Below are 13,937 nucleotides of genomic sequence, written 5' to 3'. Positions count from 1 at the left end.
GGTGAGCCGGTTTTCTTATTTGTTATTCTTTCAGCGCTTTTCCCATGCCTTTTAAAAATTGCAGGCCGAAGCCGACGGCCCGGTTGATGTCCGGATCGTTCATGGCTTTCAGCAGATCGAGGACTCCGGTTTTTTTATCGCTTTTTAAAAAGTCCTCTCCTTGTTTTGTGCCGGCGACGATGCTTTCTACAAGTTTCCCCATGACTTCCGGTTCGGCTTTGGAGAGAGCGCCGCCTGCTGCAATGGCTGTATTCATCAGGTTTTTGGCCGGCTCTTTGGACAGCTGGCCGAGGACGATTTTGGCGATGTCTTCCTTCGCGCCGATCATGCTGTCTGCGGCATCAAGGATCCCGAGGCCGTTCAGTTCGCCGAGAAGCTTCATCGTTTTTGAAACGGCGGCTTCCTGTTCAGCCAAAAGGGCTTTGAGTTCTTCGAGTTTTTCAAGCTTTATTTGCTCCTCAGATTTTTCTTCTTTGCGGATGGCGGTGATGGGAGCTGCCATGTGTGATGACCTCCTTTTGATTTAGTCTGTTAAATGAACGTACCCCGGACGCTTCCATTTCCGCTCGACTTCAGCCCCGTTTTGCGGATGGCGTTTCTTATTGCGCGGATTTGTTTTCGGAAGCGGCGGTTCTGCACATCCGCCGAGCACTTCCATACGAACCTTGGTCTGCTTGTAAGCCGGTGTATTGGTGCGCGCATCTACTGCGGGACCGGTCAAGAAATTGATCGCCGATTCTTTATCTGTCGAGTTCATCGGCAGATAAAGTTCGTTCGCTCTGACCCGGTCTGTCACAAGCGCCGTTAATTTTACGGCGCCAAACGGCGAGATCAGCCTGACCTGCGATCCGTCGCAGATGCCCCGTTCTTTGGCGAGCTCAGGCGAGACTTCCACAAAGACGTCCGGCACTTTTGCCTGGATGCCTGCCGATTTGTTTGTCATATTGCCTTCGTGAAAATGCTCCAGCATTCGGCCGTTGTTAATGTGAAGGTCGTACTCCTCAGGAAATTCGGCGGGCTCTGCCCAGTCTGCGATGGCAAAGCGCGCTTTCCGGTCAGGAAAGTTAAAGCCGTCTTCATACAAAAGAGGCGTGCTTTCTCCGGTCAAGCTGCCCCACAGGAAGCTGTTCCATCCTTCAATTGCGTCATAATCCGCCTTGGAGAACAGCGGAGACAGGCTTGCCATTTCTGAAAAAATGTCGCCAGGGTGGCTGTAACTCCAGTCAGCTCCAAGCCGGTTTGCGATGTCTTGAATGATAACCCAGTCCGGCTTCGCATCTCCGAGCGGCGGGAGCGCCTGATACAACCGCTGGACACGTCTTTCCGTGTTTGTAAAAGTTCCATCTTTTTCAAGAGAAGCTGACGCAGGCAGAACGACGTCGGCGTATTGAGCTGTTTTCGAAAGGAACACATCCTGAACCACAAGGAATTCAAGGCTTGATAAAATGTCATGGACCCGGTTTGCGTTTGAATCGACTAAAGCCATATCTTCTCCGACGATATACATGGCTTTCATTTTGCCTTCTTCAACGGCGTGAAGCATTTCAATGTTGTCAAGTCCGGGCTCCTCGTCGATTGTTGTGCCGTAAGCTTGTTCGAACTTTTTCCGCGCTTTGTCATCTGTAATGTGCTGATATCCCGGAAGCCAGCCGGGAAGCGTCCCCATGTCGCAGGCGCCCTGGACATTGTTGTGGCCGCGGAGCGGGTAAGCTCCTGCGCCCGGGCGGCGGTAATTCCCGGTAGCTAAAAGCAGGTTTGAAATCGCTGCGGACGTGTCGGAACCGCCCGTGTTTTGGGTGACCCCCATTCCCCAAAGAATGCATGTACCGTCGGCGTCGCGGATCATCTCAGCGATTTGAATCAGCGTCTGTTTATGGATGCCTGTAATTTTTTCTGCATATTCAAGGGTGTATGTCTCAAGAGATTGCTTATATTCCTCAAAGAAATTGACGTTTTCATCGATAAACGCCTGATCGTGCCAGCCCTGGTCGATCATATACTTTGTCACGGCCATCAGCCATACTTGATCAGTTCCTTGCCGCGGTCTGATGAACAGATCCGAGCGTTCGGCCATTTCGTTTTTGCGAAGATCGGCGACGATCAGCTTTTGTCCGTGAAGCTTATGGGCGCGCTTCACGCGGGTCGCCAGTACCGGGTGGCCTTCGGCCGGGTTGGCGCCGACGATGATGACGAGGCCTGCTTTCGCGATGTCTTGAATGGTGCCTGCATCGCCGCCCATGCCGACCGTGCGGAACAATCCGTCTGTTGCCGGAGACTGGCAGTAGCGCGAGCAGTTGTCGACATTGTTAGTGCCAAATACTTGCCGCGCCAGCTTTTGCATTAAGTAGTTTTCTTCATTCGTGATTTTTGAAGACGAAATAAATCCGACTGCGTCTTTTCCGTTCTGCTCCCGAATCGAGCCTAATCTGCGGGCAACGTAGTCAAGCGCTTCTTCCCAAGTCGATTCGACAAATTCGTTATTTTTGCGGATCAGCGGTTTGGTTAAACGTTCTTCCGAATTGACGAAATCCCATCCGAATTTCCCTTTCACACACGTCGAGATGGCATTGACTGGAGCTTCTGAAACCGGCTGAATTTTTAAGATGTCACGGCCTTTTGTCCATACTTCAAATGAACAGCCGACACCGCAGAACGTACAGACGGTTTTTGTCTTTTTGGTCCGCTGTGAACGCATCGCCGCCTCGACTTCTGAAACGGCAAAGATGCTGCTGTATCCCGGCTCTACATCTTTGACAAGGTCGATCATCGGCTCCATGACATCCGGTTTGATGCCTGTCATGAAACCGGCTTTTCCAAGCATTGATTTTTCCATTAACGCATTGCACGGACAGACCGTGACACACTGCCCGCAGCTGACGCATGAGGATTCGTTGATTGATACGCCTTCATCCCAGATTACCCGCGGCCGTTCAAGCTCCCAGTCAATCGAGAGCGTCTCATTGACCTGCAGGTTTTGGCAAACTTCAACACATTGTCCGCAAGCAATGCACTGATTCGGATCATAGCGGTAAAAGGGGTGTGACATATCGACGGCGCAAGACGGGTCTTCTTTAGGCGTGTAAGGGTATTTCTGGTCTTCGATTCCCATCATTTCTGCCGTATTATGTAGCTTACAGTTCCCGTTGTTGTTGTCGCATACCGTACAATAGAGCAAATGATTTTCGAGCAGGCGGTCCATTGCTTCTTTTTGTGCAGCTTTGACCCGTTCTGCTGACAGGCTGATCGTCATTCCGTCTTCAGCCCGCAGGGAGCATGCCCGTTTTAATTTTCCGTCTGCTTCCACAATACACGTATCACACGTTTGAATAGGATCCGTCTCTGGTACATGGCATATTTGCGGGTGTTCAAACCCGTTTTTGTTCAATATGTCTAAAACGGTTGCCCCGGCCACTGCTTCAAATTCTTTGCCGTCTATCCGGATACTGATTGGCTTTCCGTCCATCTTCATTTCCCTCCATCATGTTCAAAATCAAAAAAGCCATGTACATATATACCGATTTCCGGCGCGGGAAATCGGTATAAACATACATGGCGGAATAGTTTACTAGCAAAGCTTACTAACAGACCAATCCTATATTGTCAGATTCGATAGATTCATAACACGACGGTATTACAAATCCATCAGCCCGGCTTTAATTATAAAGTGATATTGATTATAATTCAATAGAATAGGAAAATTTTAACCAAGTGAAATGTCTAAGGGGACATCGAGACAGGTGTAAGGTTTTAAACGGAAGGGGTATGCATGATGTCTAAAAAAATCCATGAATTCAACGATATGATTCGCAAGCTTCGAAAAGAGCTGTTTGGCAAGGGGCCTGAACGGATACGAACGGTCTTTGTCGACAATATGGCAGTTTCGACACTGTACGGCAATTTGACGGCGAGCGAGCAGTTTATCGCAAGCACGCCGGAGGGAAGGGAAATGGTGCATGCGGCAAGGACGACCCTGATTCAGAAACACTACTCCAATCACGTGCCGGAAGGAATGGAGGAGCTTATCGGAGCGAAGCTAGAGCACCTTTTTACGGACATCAAAATTCAGGAGGATATTGCAGTGTCTGTTTTTATCTTTGACCGCAATATTGAAGGCGTCGCCGAATCAGCCGGCGGGGCTTGATGATCTGTCTCAAGTTCGAGGGGGAGTCATGATGATTGAACTGAAATCGAGTGAAAAACGAAAAGCAAAGGCTTTGTTAGCGGAAGAAAGCCCGACATTCGCGCATGCGATAGCCGAAGGAATCATCGAAGGAAACGTCTATGTCGATGATTTCCTCACACCGGCCACTGCTCTTTTTCGAACATCTTCCGGGATTTATTATGTCGCTGGAAACCCTCCGGACAGCGGAAGAAGCGAGTGGCTCCATTATTTAAATGAACAGAGGAGCGGAGCGCGCTTTACCGTGTTTTCGGCTTCTGAAGAGTGGGACGCTTTTTTAATCGGGGGGCTTGGCGATCCTCTGCAGCAAATGGAGCGCGTGTCATTTTTCCTCGGAAAAGAGGAGCGTGATTGCGGCGCAGCATTTGCCGGGGTTGAAAGATTTACTGAAGATGACCTTCAAAAAAGCGCGAATTTTACTGAAAAATACGCTGATGAGTATTGGGGAGGGGCCAGCCGTTTTTTGAAGAACGGTTTCGGGTTTAAAGTGTTGCATGGAGGTGTGGTCGCAAGCGAATGTGTCACCATTTTTTGTTCGGAACGCTTTGCCGAAGTTGATATCGCAACACACCCGGATTACAGGGGGCGGGGATTTGCAGTCAGCTGCGCCAGCGCCTTTATCGCACATGCAATAAAGAACCGTTTGAAACCGCGTTGGGATTGCGACCGGCAAAACCGCGCATCGATCCGCCTCGCTGAAAAATTAGGTTTTCGACCTGTCAAAACTTATTCTTTATTTGTCGGAAAACCGTGAACCAATACGAATGTTTTTAAACAGGGGGGACAGGTTAAAGGCATAGCAAGGACTGGATGCGGCAGGATGACAAAGAGTTCTCCCGTTGAAAGTGCGGCTTCTCTCCTATATGATCGTAGTATTGGCTTTTGGAGGTGGAACGAATGAAAAAAAGCTTGGTGATGGTTCTCGTTTTTCTGCTTCTGCTTTCAGGCTGCGGAGAGGACGATCCCAGAAAAGTCGTAGCATTTGGAGACAGCAATACACGCGGCTCAAATTGGCAATTTCGCGATTATCCAAAAGCGGAAAAGTGGGTCAATTTACTTCAGACTTCCCTTCAAGGGCAGTACAAAATAAATAATGCAGGAATAGGCGGAGAAACGACGGAAGACGCCAGGTTTCGGTTCAGGAAGGATGTGCTGGACAAGCAGCCGGCATATCTTTTTATCATGTTCGGAACAAATGATGCAGCAATTCTTACGAAAGGGCTGCCGCGCGTATCCAAAAAAAGGTTTAAAGAAAACCTTTATTATTTTGTTAAAGAAAGCCGCCGCCGCGGGATAGAGCCGGTTTTAATGACGTGCCTGCCGATCGTCGAAGGAAGCGGGGACAACATCTTTTATTATGCAAGATACCGGGCTTCTTCGTTTGAAAAATACGGTGGAGCGCGTAAATGGCACGATTCCTATAATGACGTCACAAGGGAAACGGCGCGGGAACTTGATGTTCCGCTTATCGACAACTGGAAAAACATCGTGAAAAAAGCGGGCGGAGCTACAGATGAGAAGCTGATCCATTCGAGGTTTATCGACCCATCGGGAAATCACTTAACCCCAAAAGGCGCGCGAATTATTTTTGAAGGAATTAACAAAAGCAAAATCATAAAAACGTCTTGATTTAAGTAAAAGGCCTAGCCATTTCTCCTTTTTCTTCATAGGCTGTTACTATAACAGACCAAAGGAGGAATGATGCGATGGGATATCCTTTTCCCGCTGGTCCGTGTTCGTACCCGGCTTATCCCGGATATGCAGGCGCCGCATACGGATATGCGTTCGTTGTCGTCCTTTTAGTCGTCCTGCTGGTCATCGGCGGGTTCTACTGGCTTAGTCCTCGCGGATTCTTCAAATAGCACCTCTTTTATAGAGAGGTGTTTTTTCATGAAAAACAGTAGTAAGCGTATTATTCAAGTGATATAATATCAACCTAAGTGAAAAAAAGCGGCAAGAGCGCCCGGGAGTGCTTGAGCTATGAAGAGACGGAAAGCAGATGACCGAGCGACCTTCTTTTGATTTCGGTTTCAATCAGCTCGATGAATTCGCGGTTCAAATTCATCTCATTTGCTTTAATGTATGATTCTATTAAAAGTTCATCAGACAGCTTTTTCATACTCGGTACCCATTTAATGGGGAAGACACCTCCTCATGAAAATTGGAATAACCTGTTTGGAATAAGCATAAAATGTTAAGTTATATGATCTTTGTTTGAAGTACCTATAATCTATCATGAATATTGGGCGAGAACAATCGTTCTGTTATCCACACCAAAAAGTGGATAACTTGTGGGTATCATGTTTATAATTTAATAAAAGGTCGATGAAATATGAGTGGATACTGTGTGTAATTTTATCCACACCTGTTGAAGAATCCTATTATATGTCGAAAACTTTTCGGACAGCCGATTTTTTAAGACACTTTTAGATTTGATTCGACACATTGAAAAAAGAAGCAGTAATTGAAAGGAAAGGGTGCGGCTTTGTGTTAAAAAAGTTTTTTTTGCCGGATGAATTTGTAAAAAATATTTTTCATATTACCCCTGAAAAACTAAAAGAGCGCAATGTAAAAGGGATTATTACAGATTTGGACAATACGCTTGTAGAATGGGACAGGCCGAGTGCTACACCGCGTCTTATCGAGTGGTTTGAAGAGATGAAAGAGCACGGGATTAAAGTGACAATTGTCTCTAATAATAATGAAAAACGCGTCAAAATATTTTCTGAACCGCTTAATATTCCGTTTATTTACAAAGCGAAAAAACCGATGGGCAGAGCTTTCAGAAAAGCCGTTAAAAATATGGGTCTTAAAAAAGAAGACGTCGTTGTCATAGGAGATCAGCTCATGACAGATGTGCTTGGAGGGAACCGCAACGGGTTCCATACCATTCTTGTCGTGCCTGTGGCTGCTTCCGACGGCTTTTTTACGCGTTTCAACCGCCAAGTCGAACGCAGAATTCTCAGCGCTCTAAAACGGAAAGGCCATATTCAGTGGGAGGAATAATGAATGGAAAAGGTAGTTTGTATCGGATGCGGAGTCGCCATTCAAACCGAAGATAAAAATAAACTGGGCTATGCGCCTGAAGCATCGCTGTTAAAAGAAGACGTCATCTGCCAGCGCTGCTTCAGATTGAAAAATTATAACGAAATTCAAGATGTTTCACTGACGGACGATGACTTTTTGAAGATTCTGCACGGCATCGGGGAAACGGATTCACTCATCGTGAAAATCGTCGACATCTTTGATTTCAACGGAAGCTGGATCAACGGACTGAACCGCTTTGTCGGAGGTAATCCGATCTTATTAATAGGAAACAAAGCAGATATTCTCCCTAAATCAGTCAAGCGCGAGCGCCTTGTAAACTGGATGAAGCGCGAGGCGAAAGAGCTTGGCTTAAGGCCTGTTGATGTGCTGCTCGTCAGCGCCGGGCGCGGGCAGGGGATGAAAGATGCGATCGACGCGATCGAACATTACAGACAAGGCAAGGACGTGTATGTCGTCGGATGTACGAACGTCGGGAAATCAACGTTCATCAACCGGATTATTAAAGAGGTTTCCGGAGAAGACGACATTATCACGACATCCCAATATCCGGGGACGACGCTTGATGCGATTGAAATCCCTCTGGATGATGGATCTGCGATGTATGATACGCCGGGAATCATCAACCATCATCAAATGGCGCACTATGTCGCGAAACGCGATCTGAAAATATTGACGCCGAAGAAGGAGCTGAAGCCGCGCACCTTTCAGCTGAACGAGGAACAGACGCTGTTTTTCGGCGGATTATCGCGGTTTGATTATGCAAGCGGAGGCAGGTCTTCGTTTGTATGCTATATGCCGAATGAACTCAAGATCCATAGAACAAAGCTTGAAAACGCGGATCAGCTGTATGAAAAGCACGCTGGGGAAATGCTTGCTCCCCCTGCAAAAGAAGATCTTGACTCGTTTCCGGCGCTTGTCAAACATACGTTTACGATTAAAGAGCCGAAAACGGACGTTGTGTTCTCGGGCCTTGGCTGGGTAACGGTCCAGGGGGCAAACCAAAAAATTGTCGCCCACGCCCCTAAAGGCGTTCACGTGTTTTTGCGCAGATCTCTAATATAAGTGCTAAGGGGAGAGAGTTATGAAACCGATATACGGACTGATTGGCAATCCGGTGGCCCATTCCATGTCTCCGGACATCCATAATGCGGCTTTGAAGGATCTTTCTTTAGAAGGGCATTATCACGCTTTTCGCGTGGAAAACGAAGATCTTGAAGATGCTGTGAAAGGTATGCGGGCCCTTGGCATTCAAGGGTTTAATGTGACCGTCCCCCACAAAGTATCGATCATGAAGCATCTCGACCGTATTGATGAAAGCGCCGAAGCTCTCGGGGCGGTAAACACTGTCAGAAGAGAAAAAGAAGGGCTGGTCGGATATAATACAGATGGAGCAGGGTTTCTTAAATCGCTGAAGCCATCCCTTGATCGTCCGCTTTCTGAGCTCTCGATACTGTTGATCGGAGCAGGCGGTGCGGCGAGGGCGATATTTACCACTCTGGCAGCCGAGACGCCCAAGCGGCTTGATGTGGCGAATCGTACGCCTGAAAAGGCATTAGCATTCACTCAGCGTTTTGATGGAGAGGCACGCGCCTTGTCACTGCAGGAAGCGGAAGCAGACTTGTCAGCATATGATATCGTGATTCAAACGACGTCGGTCGGGATGCATCCGAATGTCGAAGCTGCCCCGCTTTCATTGGCGAATGCGAAAGAAACGTGCCTTGTATGCGATATTATCTACAATCCGCTGAAAACGGCCCTGCTGCATGAGGCTGAAGCAAAAGGCTTGAAAACATTGGACGGAGTCGGCATGTTCATCGGCCAGGCAGCCCTTGCTTTTGAGCTGTGGACAGGACATGAGCCGAATATGGAAAAAATGAAATCAATTGTGTTGCAGCAACTAGGAGGAAAATCATGCTAACAGGAAAACAAAAACGCTATTTGCGCCGGGAAGCGCATCATCTGTCACCGATTTTTCAAGTCGGCAAAGGCGGAGTCAACGAAAATATGGTCAAACAAATCAGCGAAGCTCTTGAAGCAAGAGAATTGATCAAGGTGAGCGTGCTGCAAAACTGCGAGCAGCCTAAAGAGGAAGTAGCCGAAGCGCTGGCGGGCGGAGCGCGCGCCGAACTGGTGCAGACGATCGGAAACATTATTGTGCTGTATAAGGAGTCAAAAGAAAATAAAAAAATTGAGCTTCCTTAATGCTTAAAGGTGGTAATCATGAGGAAAATCGGGATTTTTGGAGGGACATTCGATCCTCCGCACAACGGGCATTTATTAATGGCAAATGAAGTCCTGTACAAACTGGATCTTGATGAAATCTGGTTTATGCCCAACCAAATTCCGCCGCATAAACAAAAAAACTCGTTTTCACTAAGTATGCACAGGGTTGAAATGCTGAAGCTCGCCATTTCGGGGAAAGAGCAATTTAAACTGGAGACGATCGAACTCGAAAGGGAAGGCCCTTCTTATACATTTGATACCGTTCGCCTGCTGAAAGACCGATACCCTGATCATGAGTTTTACTTTATTATCGGCGCGGATATGGTGGAATACCTGCCGAAATGGTCAAACATTGACAAGCTTGTCAACATGATTCAGTTTGTCGGGGTGAAGCGGCCCGGCTTTCAAATTGAGACGCCGTATCCGCTCGTTTTTGTCGATGTGCCTATTTTTGAAGTGTCATCATCTTTGCTCAGGGACCGCATTAAAAATCGGCAGCCGACAGATTATTTAATACCTGACGAAGTGAAGGTCTATGTGAAGGAGAATCGTTTATATGAAACGTGAGGAAGCCTTAGCCTGCGTGAAAGAACAGCTGACAGAACAGCGCTACATCCATACGGTCGGCGTGATGGAGACGGCTGTCAAACTTGCTGAACGGTTTGGCGCAGATCTGAAAAAAGCCGAAATCGCCGCGATCTTTCATGACTACGCCAAATTTCGCCCAAAAGAGGAGATGAAACAAATCATCCTCGACGGAGGCGGGCCGCTTGAAGTGCTCAATTTTCATCATGAACTTTGGCATGCGCCGGCAGGAGCAGCGCTTGTCAAAACAGAGGTCGGAATTACGGATGAAGACATCCTGTCAGCCATTCGGTTCCATACATCTGGAAGGCCCAATATGACTCTTCTTGAAAAAGTGGTTTATGTAGCGGATTATATCGAGCCGGGCCGCCGTTTTCCGGGGGTTGAAGAGGTTCGGACTCTCGCTGAGGAAGATTTGGATTCGGCGCTCATCCAGGCATTGAAAAATACGATTACCTTTTTAATTTCAAAAAATCAGGCCGTTTATCCGGAAACGGTCGCCACATATAATGCTTTAGTAAACGATAGACATTAGGAGGAATTACTGAATGGATCAAGCTTCAATTTTAAAAATTGCCGCAGAGGCCTGCGATGATAAACGGGCGGAAGATATTATCGCCTTGAATATGCAGGGGATTTCCCTCGTGGCTGACTATTTTCTGATTTGCCATGGGAACTCTGACAAACAGGTTCAGGCCATTGCCCGGGAAATTAAGGATCAAGCTGAAGAAAATGGAATTGATGTGAAGAAAATGGAGGGCTTTGACGAAGCCAGATGGGTTTTAATCGATTTGGGCGACGTCGTTGTCCACGTTTTCCACAAAGAGGAACGAGGCTATTACAACCTTGAAAAGCTGTGGGGAGACGCGCCGATTGAAGACCTTTCGTTCGGAGTTAATGAATGATCTATAAAGGATTTTCCAGTATTTATGACAAGCTGATGTCTCATGCTCCTTACGATCAGTGGGTCAGCTGGATTGAACAAACGATCGGCGCGCAGCAGAAAGAACGTATACGGGTGCTTGATCTGGCGTGCGGAACGGGTGAAATATCTGTCCGCCTGGCTGAAAAAGGCTATGATGTCACAGGAATCGATATCAGCGAAGACATGCTTGCCCAGGCCCAGTACAAAGCAGCCGTCAGGCAGCTCGATATTCAGTTCTTTCAGCAGGATATGCGCGAACTTGCCGGGCACGGACAAGAGTTTGACGCGGTTGCGATCTGCTGTGACTCGCTGAATTATCTAAAGAGCGAAAAAGACGTTTTCAATACTTTTAAAAACGTTTTTTCTCTATTAAAAGAGGGCGGTCTTCTTCTGTTTGATGTTCATTCCGTTTACAAAATGGATGTCATTTTTCCGGGAAGTACGTATGCCGATCAGGATGAAGAAGTGAGCGTCATCTGGCAAAGCTATGCGGGGGAAGAGCCTCATTCAGCTGTTCACGATTTGACCTTCTTTGTACAAAATAGAGACGTATACGAAAGGTTTGATGAATCGCATGAACAGCGGACTTTCCAGACGGAAAAGTACATCAGTTTATTGCGGCAAGCCGGATTTGAGGTGCAGTGCATCAGTGCTGATTTTTCAAAATTGGAGCCTAGCGCAGAGTCGGAACGTCATTTTTATACAGCAAAAAAAACAAAAACCATCGTTTAATCGTAACGATGGTTTTTCATAATGCATTTTTCCTTTGTTGAGATCTCAGTACATTCGTGAAACAATGAATCAAACGGAAAATTGCTTCTTGACTAGAGCGATATCTTCTTCATACTTCAAATGGGTGTTTCGGAACATCTGGCGGAACATATCCTGAACACCGCTTTCCAGCGCCTTAATTCCCTCACCGGTTACACCGCCTTTAACGCAAACCTTTTCCTGCAGGGCGGGCAGTGTGTAAAGGCCTGTTTCGAGGAGCCTTCCCAAACCGACCAGCATCTCTTTCGTCATTAAAATAGCGTCCTCTTTTGACACGGATGTTTCTTCGACAGCCGCCTGAATAAACTCCTGAACCAAATAGCTGACAAAGGCAGGGCCGCAGCTGACAATGTCTGAGGCGACCCTCGTAATCTCGCTTTCGATTTCGAGAGGGATTGAGATCTTGCTTACTAAAGCCGTCAATTTTTCTTTTGCCTCAGCTGTGCAGCTTTCTCCGAAAGTCAATAATGACACGCCGGACAGCGCTCTGTTCGTAATGCTCGGGATCACTCTTGCCGCCTGGCAGGAGACGATGGTTTCCAGCTGTTCGACCTGCACCGGACTCGTAATGGTTACCACAGTCTGATCGCGGGTGAAGACGGGTGAAAGCCGTTTTAGCAAAGGATAAATATCCAGCGGCTTTACACAGATAAACACGGCATCACTTTCCGTAATCACTTCTTCCGGCCGTTCTGCAACCTGAATGTCTGGGAATCGTTTTTTTATGTTTAACGCTTTGTCGATCGTTCGGTTAGTAATTGTTAAAGATGAGGGAATGACCGCTCTGGATTCAATCAACGCCTCAATTAAAATGGTCCCCATATTTCCTGTCCCGATAAAGCCGATATTCAATCGTTCTCCCCTCCTTTGAACCTGTATCTTTTAAACGATATGAAGGCTTCAGTCAAAATATGTATGAAAGCAGGTGAGCAGGTTTGACAGATTGGCTAAAACAATATAAATGGCATGCTGCGGGAGGCGTTGCACTCGTCTTGATCATCAGCGCTGCCTTCATGCTGTTAAGCGGAAAGCGTGAAACTTCATCCGGCCTCTCCATTCCCGAGGAGGCTTCTGCACAGACGTATGACAAGAAGGAGGAGGTGAAACGGGAAAAAAGCGCGGGAAAAGAGGCGGTTATCATCGATTTGAAAGGCGCTGTGAAAAATCCGGGCGTCTATCAAATGAAAGAGGGAGACAGGGTCCACGATGTATTGAAAAAAGCAGGCGGCACCGAGAAAAAAGCGGATCAAAAGCAAATTAACCTTGCAGCCGTTTTGCAGGACGGTATGGTGGTTTACATTCCATTTGAGGGGGAAGAGGCTGCTGATTCTTTCTCGAAAGCGGGTTCAAGGGCAGATGGCGCTTCCGTCGATATCGTCAATATCAATACGGCTTCCTCTGAGGAGCTTCAGGCGATTCCCGGCATCGGCCCTTCAAAAGCGGAAGCGGTTATCGAATACCGCGAGGAGAACGGACCGTTTCACACGGTAGAAGACATAACAAACGTTTCGGGAATTGGAGAAAAGTCTTTTGAAAGAATAAAATCTGCAATCACGGTAAAGTAAATTGACGTTTGCGGATCATCATATGTAAACTTAGGGAAGTCGACATCGTATTTTTGGAGGGAAAACAAGTGGAACGGATTTCTTGGGATCAATATTTTATGGCGCAAAGCCATTTGCTGGCGCTTCGCAGCACGTGTACAAGGCTTGCTGTAGGAGCGACGATTGTCAGGGATAAACGAATTATAGCGGGAGGCTACAACGGATCGATCGCCGGAGGCGTTCACTGTGCGGATGAAGGCTGCTATATGGTGGACGGGCACTGCATTAGAACGATTCACGCCGAGATGAACGCGATTCTTCAGTGTGCAAAATTCGGTGTTCCGACCGAAGGCGCTGAAATATATGTCACACATTTTCCGTGCATTCAATGCTGTAAATCGATCATTCAGGCAGGTATTAAAACGATATACTATGCGAAGGATTACAAAAACCATCCTTACGCGGTTGAACTTTTCGATCAGGCTTCTGTTAAAGTGGAGCAGGTAGAGCTCGATGAGATGATTATCGACTTGAAAAACCAGGAAAAGTTGGCGTTTGTAGCCGATCTGATCAAACAGCTGGCTGATAAAGGCCTTGAGGAAGAGGAGATCAGGAAAATACACGAAGAGGCCAACAAACTGTTTACAAGCTACGTGTAACC

At 47.2% G+C, this 13,937-nt stretch carries 18 protein-coding genes; 14 read left to right on the top strand and 4 right to left on the bottom strand.

The window, feature by feature from the left end; genetic code table 11:
* Nucleotides 1–22: 22 nt before the first annotated feature.
* Both TRNA_RS35205 and fdhF read right to left on the bottom strand, forming a co-directional pair.
* A complete protein-coding gene (locus tag TRNA_RS35205) occupies nucleotides 23–502 on the bottom strand; it encodes a DUF1641 domain-containing protein (protein ID WP_003183725.1) in 480 nt (159 codons plus the stop codon).
* 21 nt (nucleotides 503–523) lie between these two features.
* Nucleotides 524–3,463, bottom strand: a complete 2,940-nt coding sequence (fdhF, locus tag TRNA_RS35200; protein ID WP_003183723.1) for a formate dehydrogenase subunit alpha — start codon at nucleotides 3,461–3,463, stop codon at nucleotides 524–526.
* A gap of 306 nt (nucleotides 3,464–3,769) precedes the next feature.
* Here fdhF and TRNA_RS35195 point away from each other — a divergent pair, with 306 nt between their 5' ends.
* The 4 genes from TRNA_RS35195 (at nucleotide 3,770) to TRNA_RS43915 (ending at nucleotide 6,042) form a co-directional block, all read left to right on the top strand.
* A complete protein-coding gene (locus TRNA_RS35195) occupies nucleotides 3,770–4,141 on the top strand; it encodes a DUF2294 domain-containing protein (protein WP_011198135.1) in 372 nt (123 codons plus the stop codon).
* 31 nt (nucleotides 4,142–4,172) lie between these two features.
* A complete protein-coding gene (locus tag TRNA_RS35190; RefSeq protein WP_011198134.1) occupies nucleotides 4,173–4,934 on the top strand; it encodes a GNAT family N-acetyltransferase in 762 nt (253 codons plus the stop codon).
* Between the two features lie 143 nt (nucleotides 4,935–5,077).
* Nucleotides 5,078–5,809 (top strand): SGNH/GDSL hydrolase family protein, encoded by a 732-nt coding sequence (locus tag TRNA_RS35185; protein ID WP_011198133.1) that lies wholly within the window; start codon nucleotides 5,078–5,080, stop codon nucleotides 5,807–5,809.
* 77 nt (nucleotides 5,810–5,886) lie between these two features.
* On the top strand, nucleotides 5,887–6,042 hold the full coding sequence (locus tag TRNA_RS43915; RefSeq protein WP_003183715.1) for a hypothetical protein: 156 nt from the start codon (nucleotides 5,887–5,889) through the stop codon (nucleotides 6,040–6,042).
* A 116-nt stretch (nucleotides 6,043–6,158) separates the two neighbouring features.
* Here TRNA_RS43915 and TRNA_RS35180 read toward each other — a convergent pair whose 3' ends face one another.
* A complete protein-coding gene (locus tag TRNA_RS35180; RefSeq protein WP_003183713.1) occupies nucleotides 6,159–6,299 on the bottom strand; it encodes a sporulation histidine kinase inhibitor Sda in 141 nt (46 codons plus the stop codon).
* A 368-nt stretch (nucleotides 6,300–6,667) separates the two neighbouring features.
* Here TRNA_RS35180 and TRNA_RS35175 point away from each other — a divergent pair, with 368 nt between their 5' ends.
* From TRNA_RS35175 to TRNA_RS35140, 8 genes are read left to right on the top strand one after another with little or no spacing between them, the layout of a single operon-like run.
* Nucleotides 6,668–7,186, top strand: coding sequence for a YqeG family HAD IIIA-type phosphatase (locus tag TRNA_RS35175; RefSeq protein ID WP_009327861.1), 519 nt, complete (start codon nucleotides 6,668–6,670; stop codon nucleotides 7,184–7,186).
* A 3-nt stretch (nucleotides 7,187–7,189) separates the two neighbouring features.
* Nucleotides 7,190–8,290 carry a ribosome biogenesis GTPase YqeH gene (gene yqeH, locus TRNA_RS35170; RefSeq protein WP_003183708.1) on the top strand — a complete coding sequence of 367 codons (1,101 nt, stop codon included), beginning with the start codon at nucleotides 7,190–7,192 and terminating at the stop codon, nucleotides 8,288–8,290.
* A 19-nt stretch (nucleotides 8,291–8,309) separates the two neighbouring features.
* Complete coding sequence (gene aroE, locus TRNA_RS35165) at nucleotides 8,310–9,146, top strand: shikimate dehydrogenase (RefSeq protein WP_003183706.1); 837 nt, start codon at nucleotides 8,310–8,312, stop codon at nucleotides 9,144–9,146.
* Nucleotides 9,140–9,430, top strand: coding sequence for a ribosome assembly RNA-binding protein YhbY (gene yhbY, locus TRNA_RS35160; RefSeq protein WP_003183704.1), 291 nt, complete (start codon nucleotides 9,140–9,142; stop codon nucleotides 9,428–9,430). Before aroE ends, yhbY begins: the two co-directional genes overlap by 7 nt.
* 18 nt (nucleotides 9,431–9,448) lie before the next feature.
* Nucleotides 9,449–10,018 carry a nicotinate-nucleotide adenylyltransferase gene (locus TRNA_RS35155; protein WP_003183702.1) on the top strand — a complete coding sequence of 190 codons (570 nt, stop codon included), beginning with the start codon at nucleotides 9,449–9,451 and terminating at the stop codon, nucleotides 10,016–10,018.
* The gene (yqeK, locus tag TRNA_RS35150) at nucleotides 10,008–10,571 is read left to right on the top strand and encodes a bis(5'-nucleosyl)-tetraphosphatase (symmetrical) YqeK (protein WP_003183701.1); all 564 of its coding nucleotides are present in this window, start codon (nucleotides 10,008–10,010) and stop codon (nucleotides 10,569–10,571) included. Before TRNA_RS35155 ends, yqeK begins: the two co-directional genes overlap by 11 nt.
* Nucleotides 10,572–10,584: 13 nt before the next feature.
* Nucleotides 10,585–10,941: a ribosome silencing factor gene (rsfS, locus tag TRNA_RS35145; protein ID WP_003183699.1), complete on the top strand. Its 357-nt coding sequence runs from the start codon at nucleotides 10,585–10,587 to the stop codon at nucleotides 10,939–10,941.
* A complete protein-coding gene (locus tag TRNA_RS35140) occupies nucleotides 10,938–11,693 on the top strand; it encodes a class I SAM-dependent DNA methyltransferase (RefSeq protein ID WP_011198132.1) in 756 nt (251 codons plus the stop codon). The genes rsfS and TRNA_RS35140 overlap by 4 nt, the downstream gene beginning before the upstream one ends.
* A gap of 69 nt (nucleotides 11,694–11,762) precedes the next feature.
* Here the strand turns inward: TRNA_RS35140 and comER are convergent, their stop codons facing one another.
* Nucleotides 11,763–12,584, bottom strand: coding sequence for a late competence protein ComER (gene comER, locus TRNA_RS35135; protein WP_011198131.1), 822 nt, complete (start codon nucleotides 12,582–12,584; stop codon nucleotides 11,763–11,765).
* Nucleotides 12,585–12,667: 83 nt separating this feature from the next.
* On the opposite strand from comER, the gene TRNA_RS35130 reads away from it, so the two are divergent.
* Nucleotides 12,668–13,297: a helix-hairpin-helix domain-containing protein gene (locus TRNA_RS35130; RefSeq protein WP_003183693.1), complete on the top strand. Its 630-nt coding sequence runs from the start codon at nucleotides 12,668–12,670 to the stop codon at nucleotides 13,295–13,297.
* A 68-nt stretch (nucleotides 13,298–13,365) separates the two neighbouring features.
* Complete coding sequence (locus TRNA_RS35125; protein WP_003183690.1) at nucleotides 13,366–13,935, top strand: ComE operon protein 2; 570 nt, start codon at nucleotides 13,366–13,368, stop codon at nucleotides 13,933–13,935.
* Nucleotides 13,936–13,937: the final 2 nt, after the last annotated feature.

The organism is Bacillus licheniformis DSM 13 = ATCC 14580 (assembly GCF_000011645.1).
GTDB lineage: Bacteria > Bacillota > Bacilli > Bacillales > Bacillaceae > Bacillus > Bacillus licheniformis.
This window is presented reverse-complemented; position numbering and strand designations above follow the sequence as displayed.

Bases quoted from the DNA above. Each gene is read 5' to 3' on its own strand.
- TRNA_RS35205 (WP_003183725.1), bottom strand. From the start codon at position 502: ATGGCAGCTCCCATCACCGCCATCCGCAAAGAAGAAAAATCTGAGGAG.
- fdhF (WP_003183723.1), bottom strand. From the start codon at position 3,463: ATGGACGGAAAGCCAATCAGTATCCGGATAGACGGCAAAGAATTTGAA.
- TRNA_RS35195 (WP_011198135.1), top strand. From the start codon at position 3,770: ATGTCTAAAAAAATCCATGAATTCAACGATATGATTCGCAAGCTTCGA.
- TRNA_RS35190 (WP_011198134.1), top strand. From the start codon at position 4,173: ATGATTGAACTGAAATCGAGTGAAAAACGAAAAGCAAAGGCTTTGTTA.
- TRNA_RS35185 (WP_011198133.1), top strand. From the start codon at position 5,078: ATGAAAAAAAGCTTGGTGATGGTTCTCGTTTTTCTGCTTCTGCTTTCA.
- TRNA_RS43915 (WP_003183715.1), top strand. From the start codon at position 5,887: ATGGGATATCCTTTTCCCGCTGGTCCGTGTTCGTACCCGGCTTATCCC.
- TRNA_RS35180 (WP_003183713.1), bottom strand. From the start codon at position 6,299: ATGAAAAAGCTGTCTGATGAACTTTTAATAGAATCATACATTAAAGCA.
- yqeH (WP_003183708.1), top strand. From the start codon at position 7,190: ATGGAAAAGGTAGTTTGTATCGGATGCGGAGTCGCCATTCAAACCGAA.
- aroE (WP_003183706.1), top strand. From the start codon at position 8,310: ATGAAACCGATATACGGACTGATTGGCAATCCGGTGGCCCATTCCATG.
- yhbY (WP_003183704.1), top strand. From the start codon at position 9,140: ATGCTAACAGGAAAACAAAAACGCTATTTGCGCCGGGAAGCGCATCAT.
- TRNA_RS35155 (WP_003183702.1), top strand. From the start codon at position 9,449: ATGAGGAAAATCGGGATTTTTGGAGGGACATTCGATCCTCCGCACAAC.
- yqeK (WP_003183701.1), top strand. From the start codon at position 10,008: ATGAAACGTGAGGAAGCCTTAGCCTGCGTGAAAGAACAGCTGACAGAA.
- rsfS (WP_003183699.1), top strand. From the start codon at position 10,585: ATGGATCAAGCTTCAATTTTAAAAATTGCCGCAGAGGCCTGCGATGAT.
- TRNA_RS35140 (WP_011198132.1), top strand. From the start codon at position 10,938: ATGATCTATAAAGGATTTTCCAGTATTTATGACAAGCTGATGTCTCAT.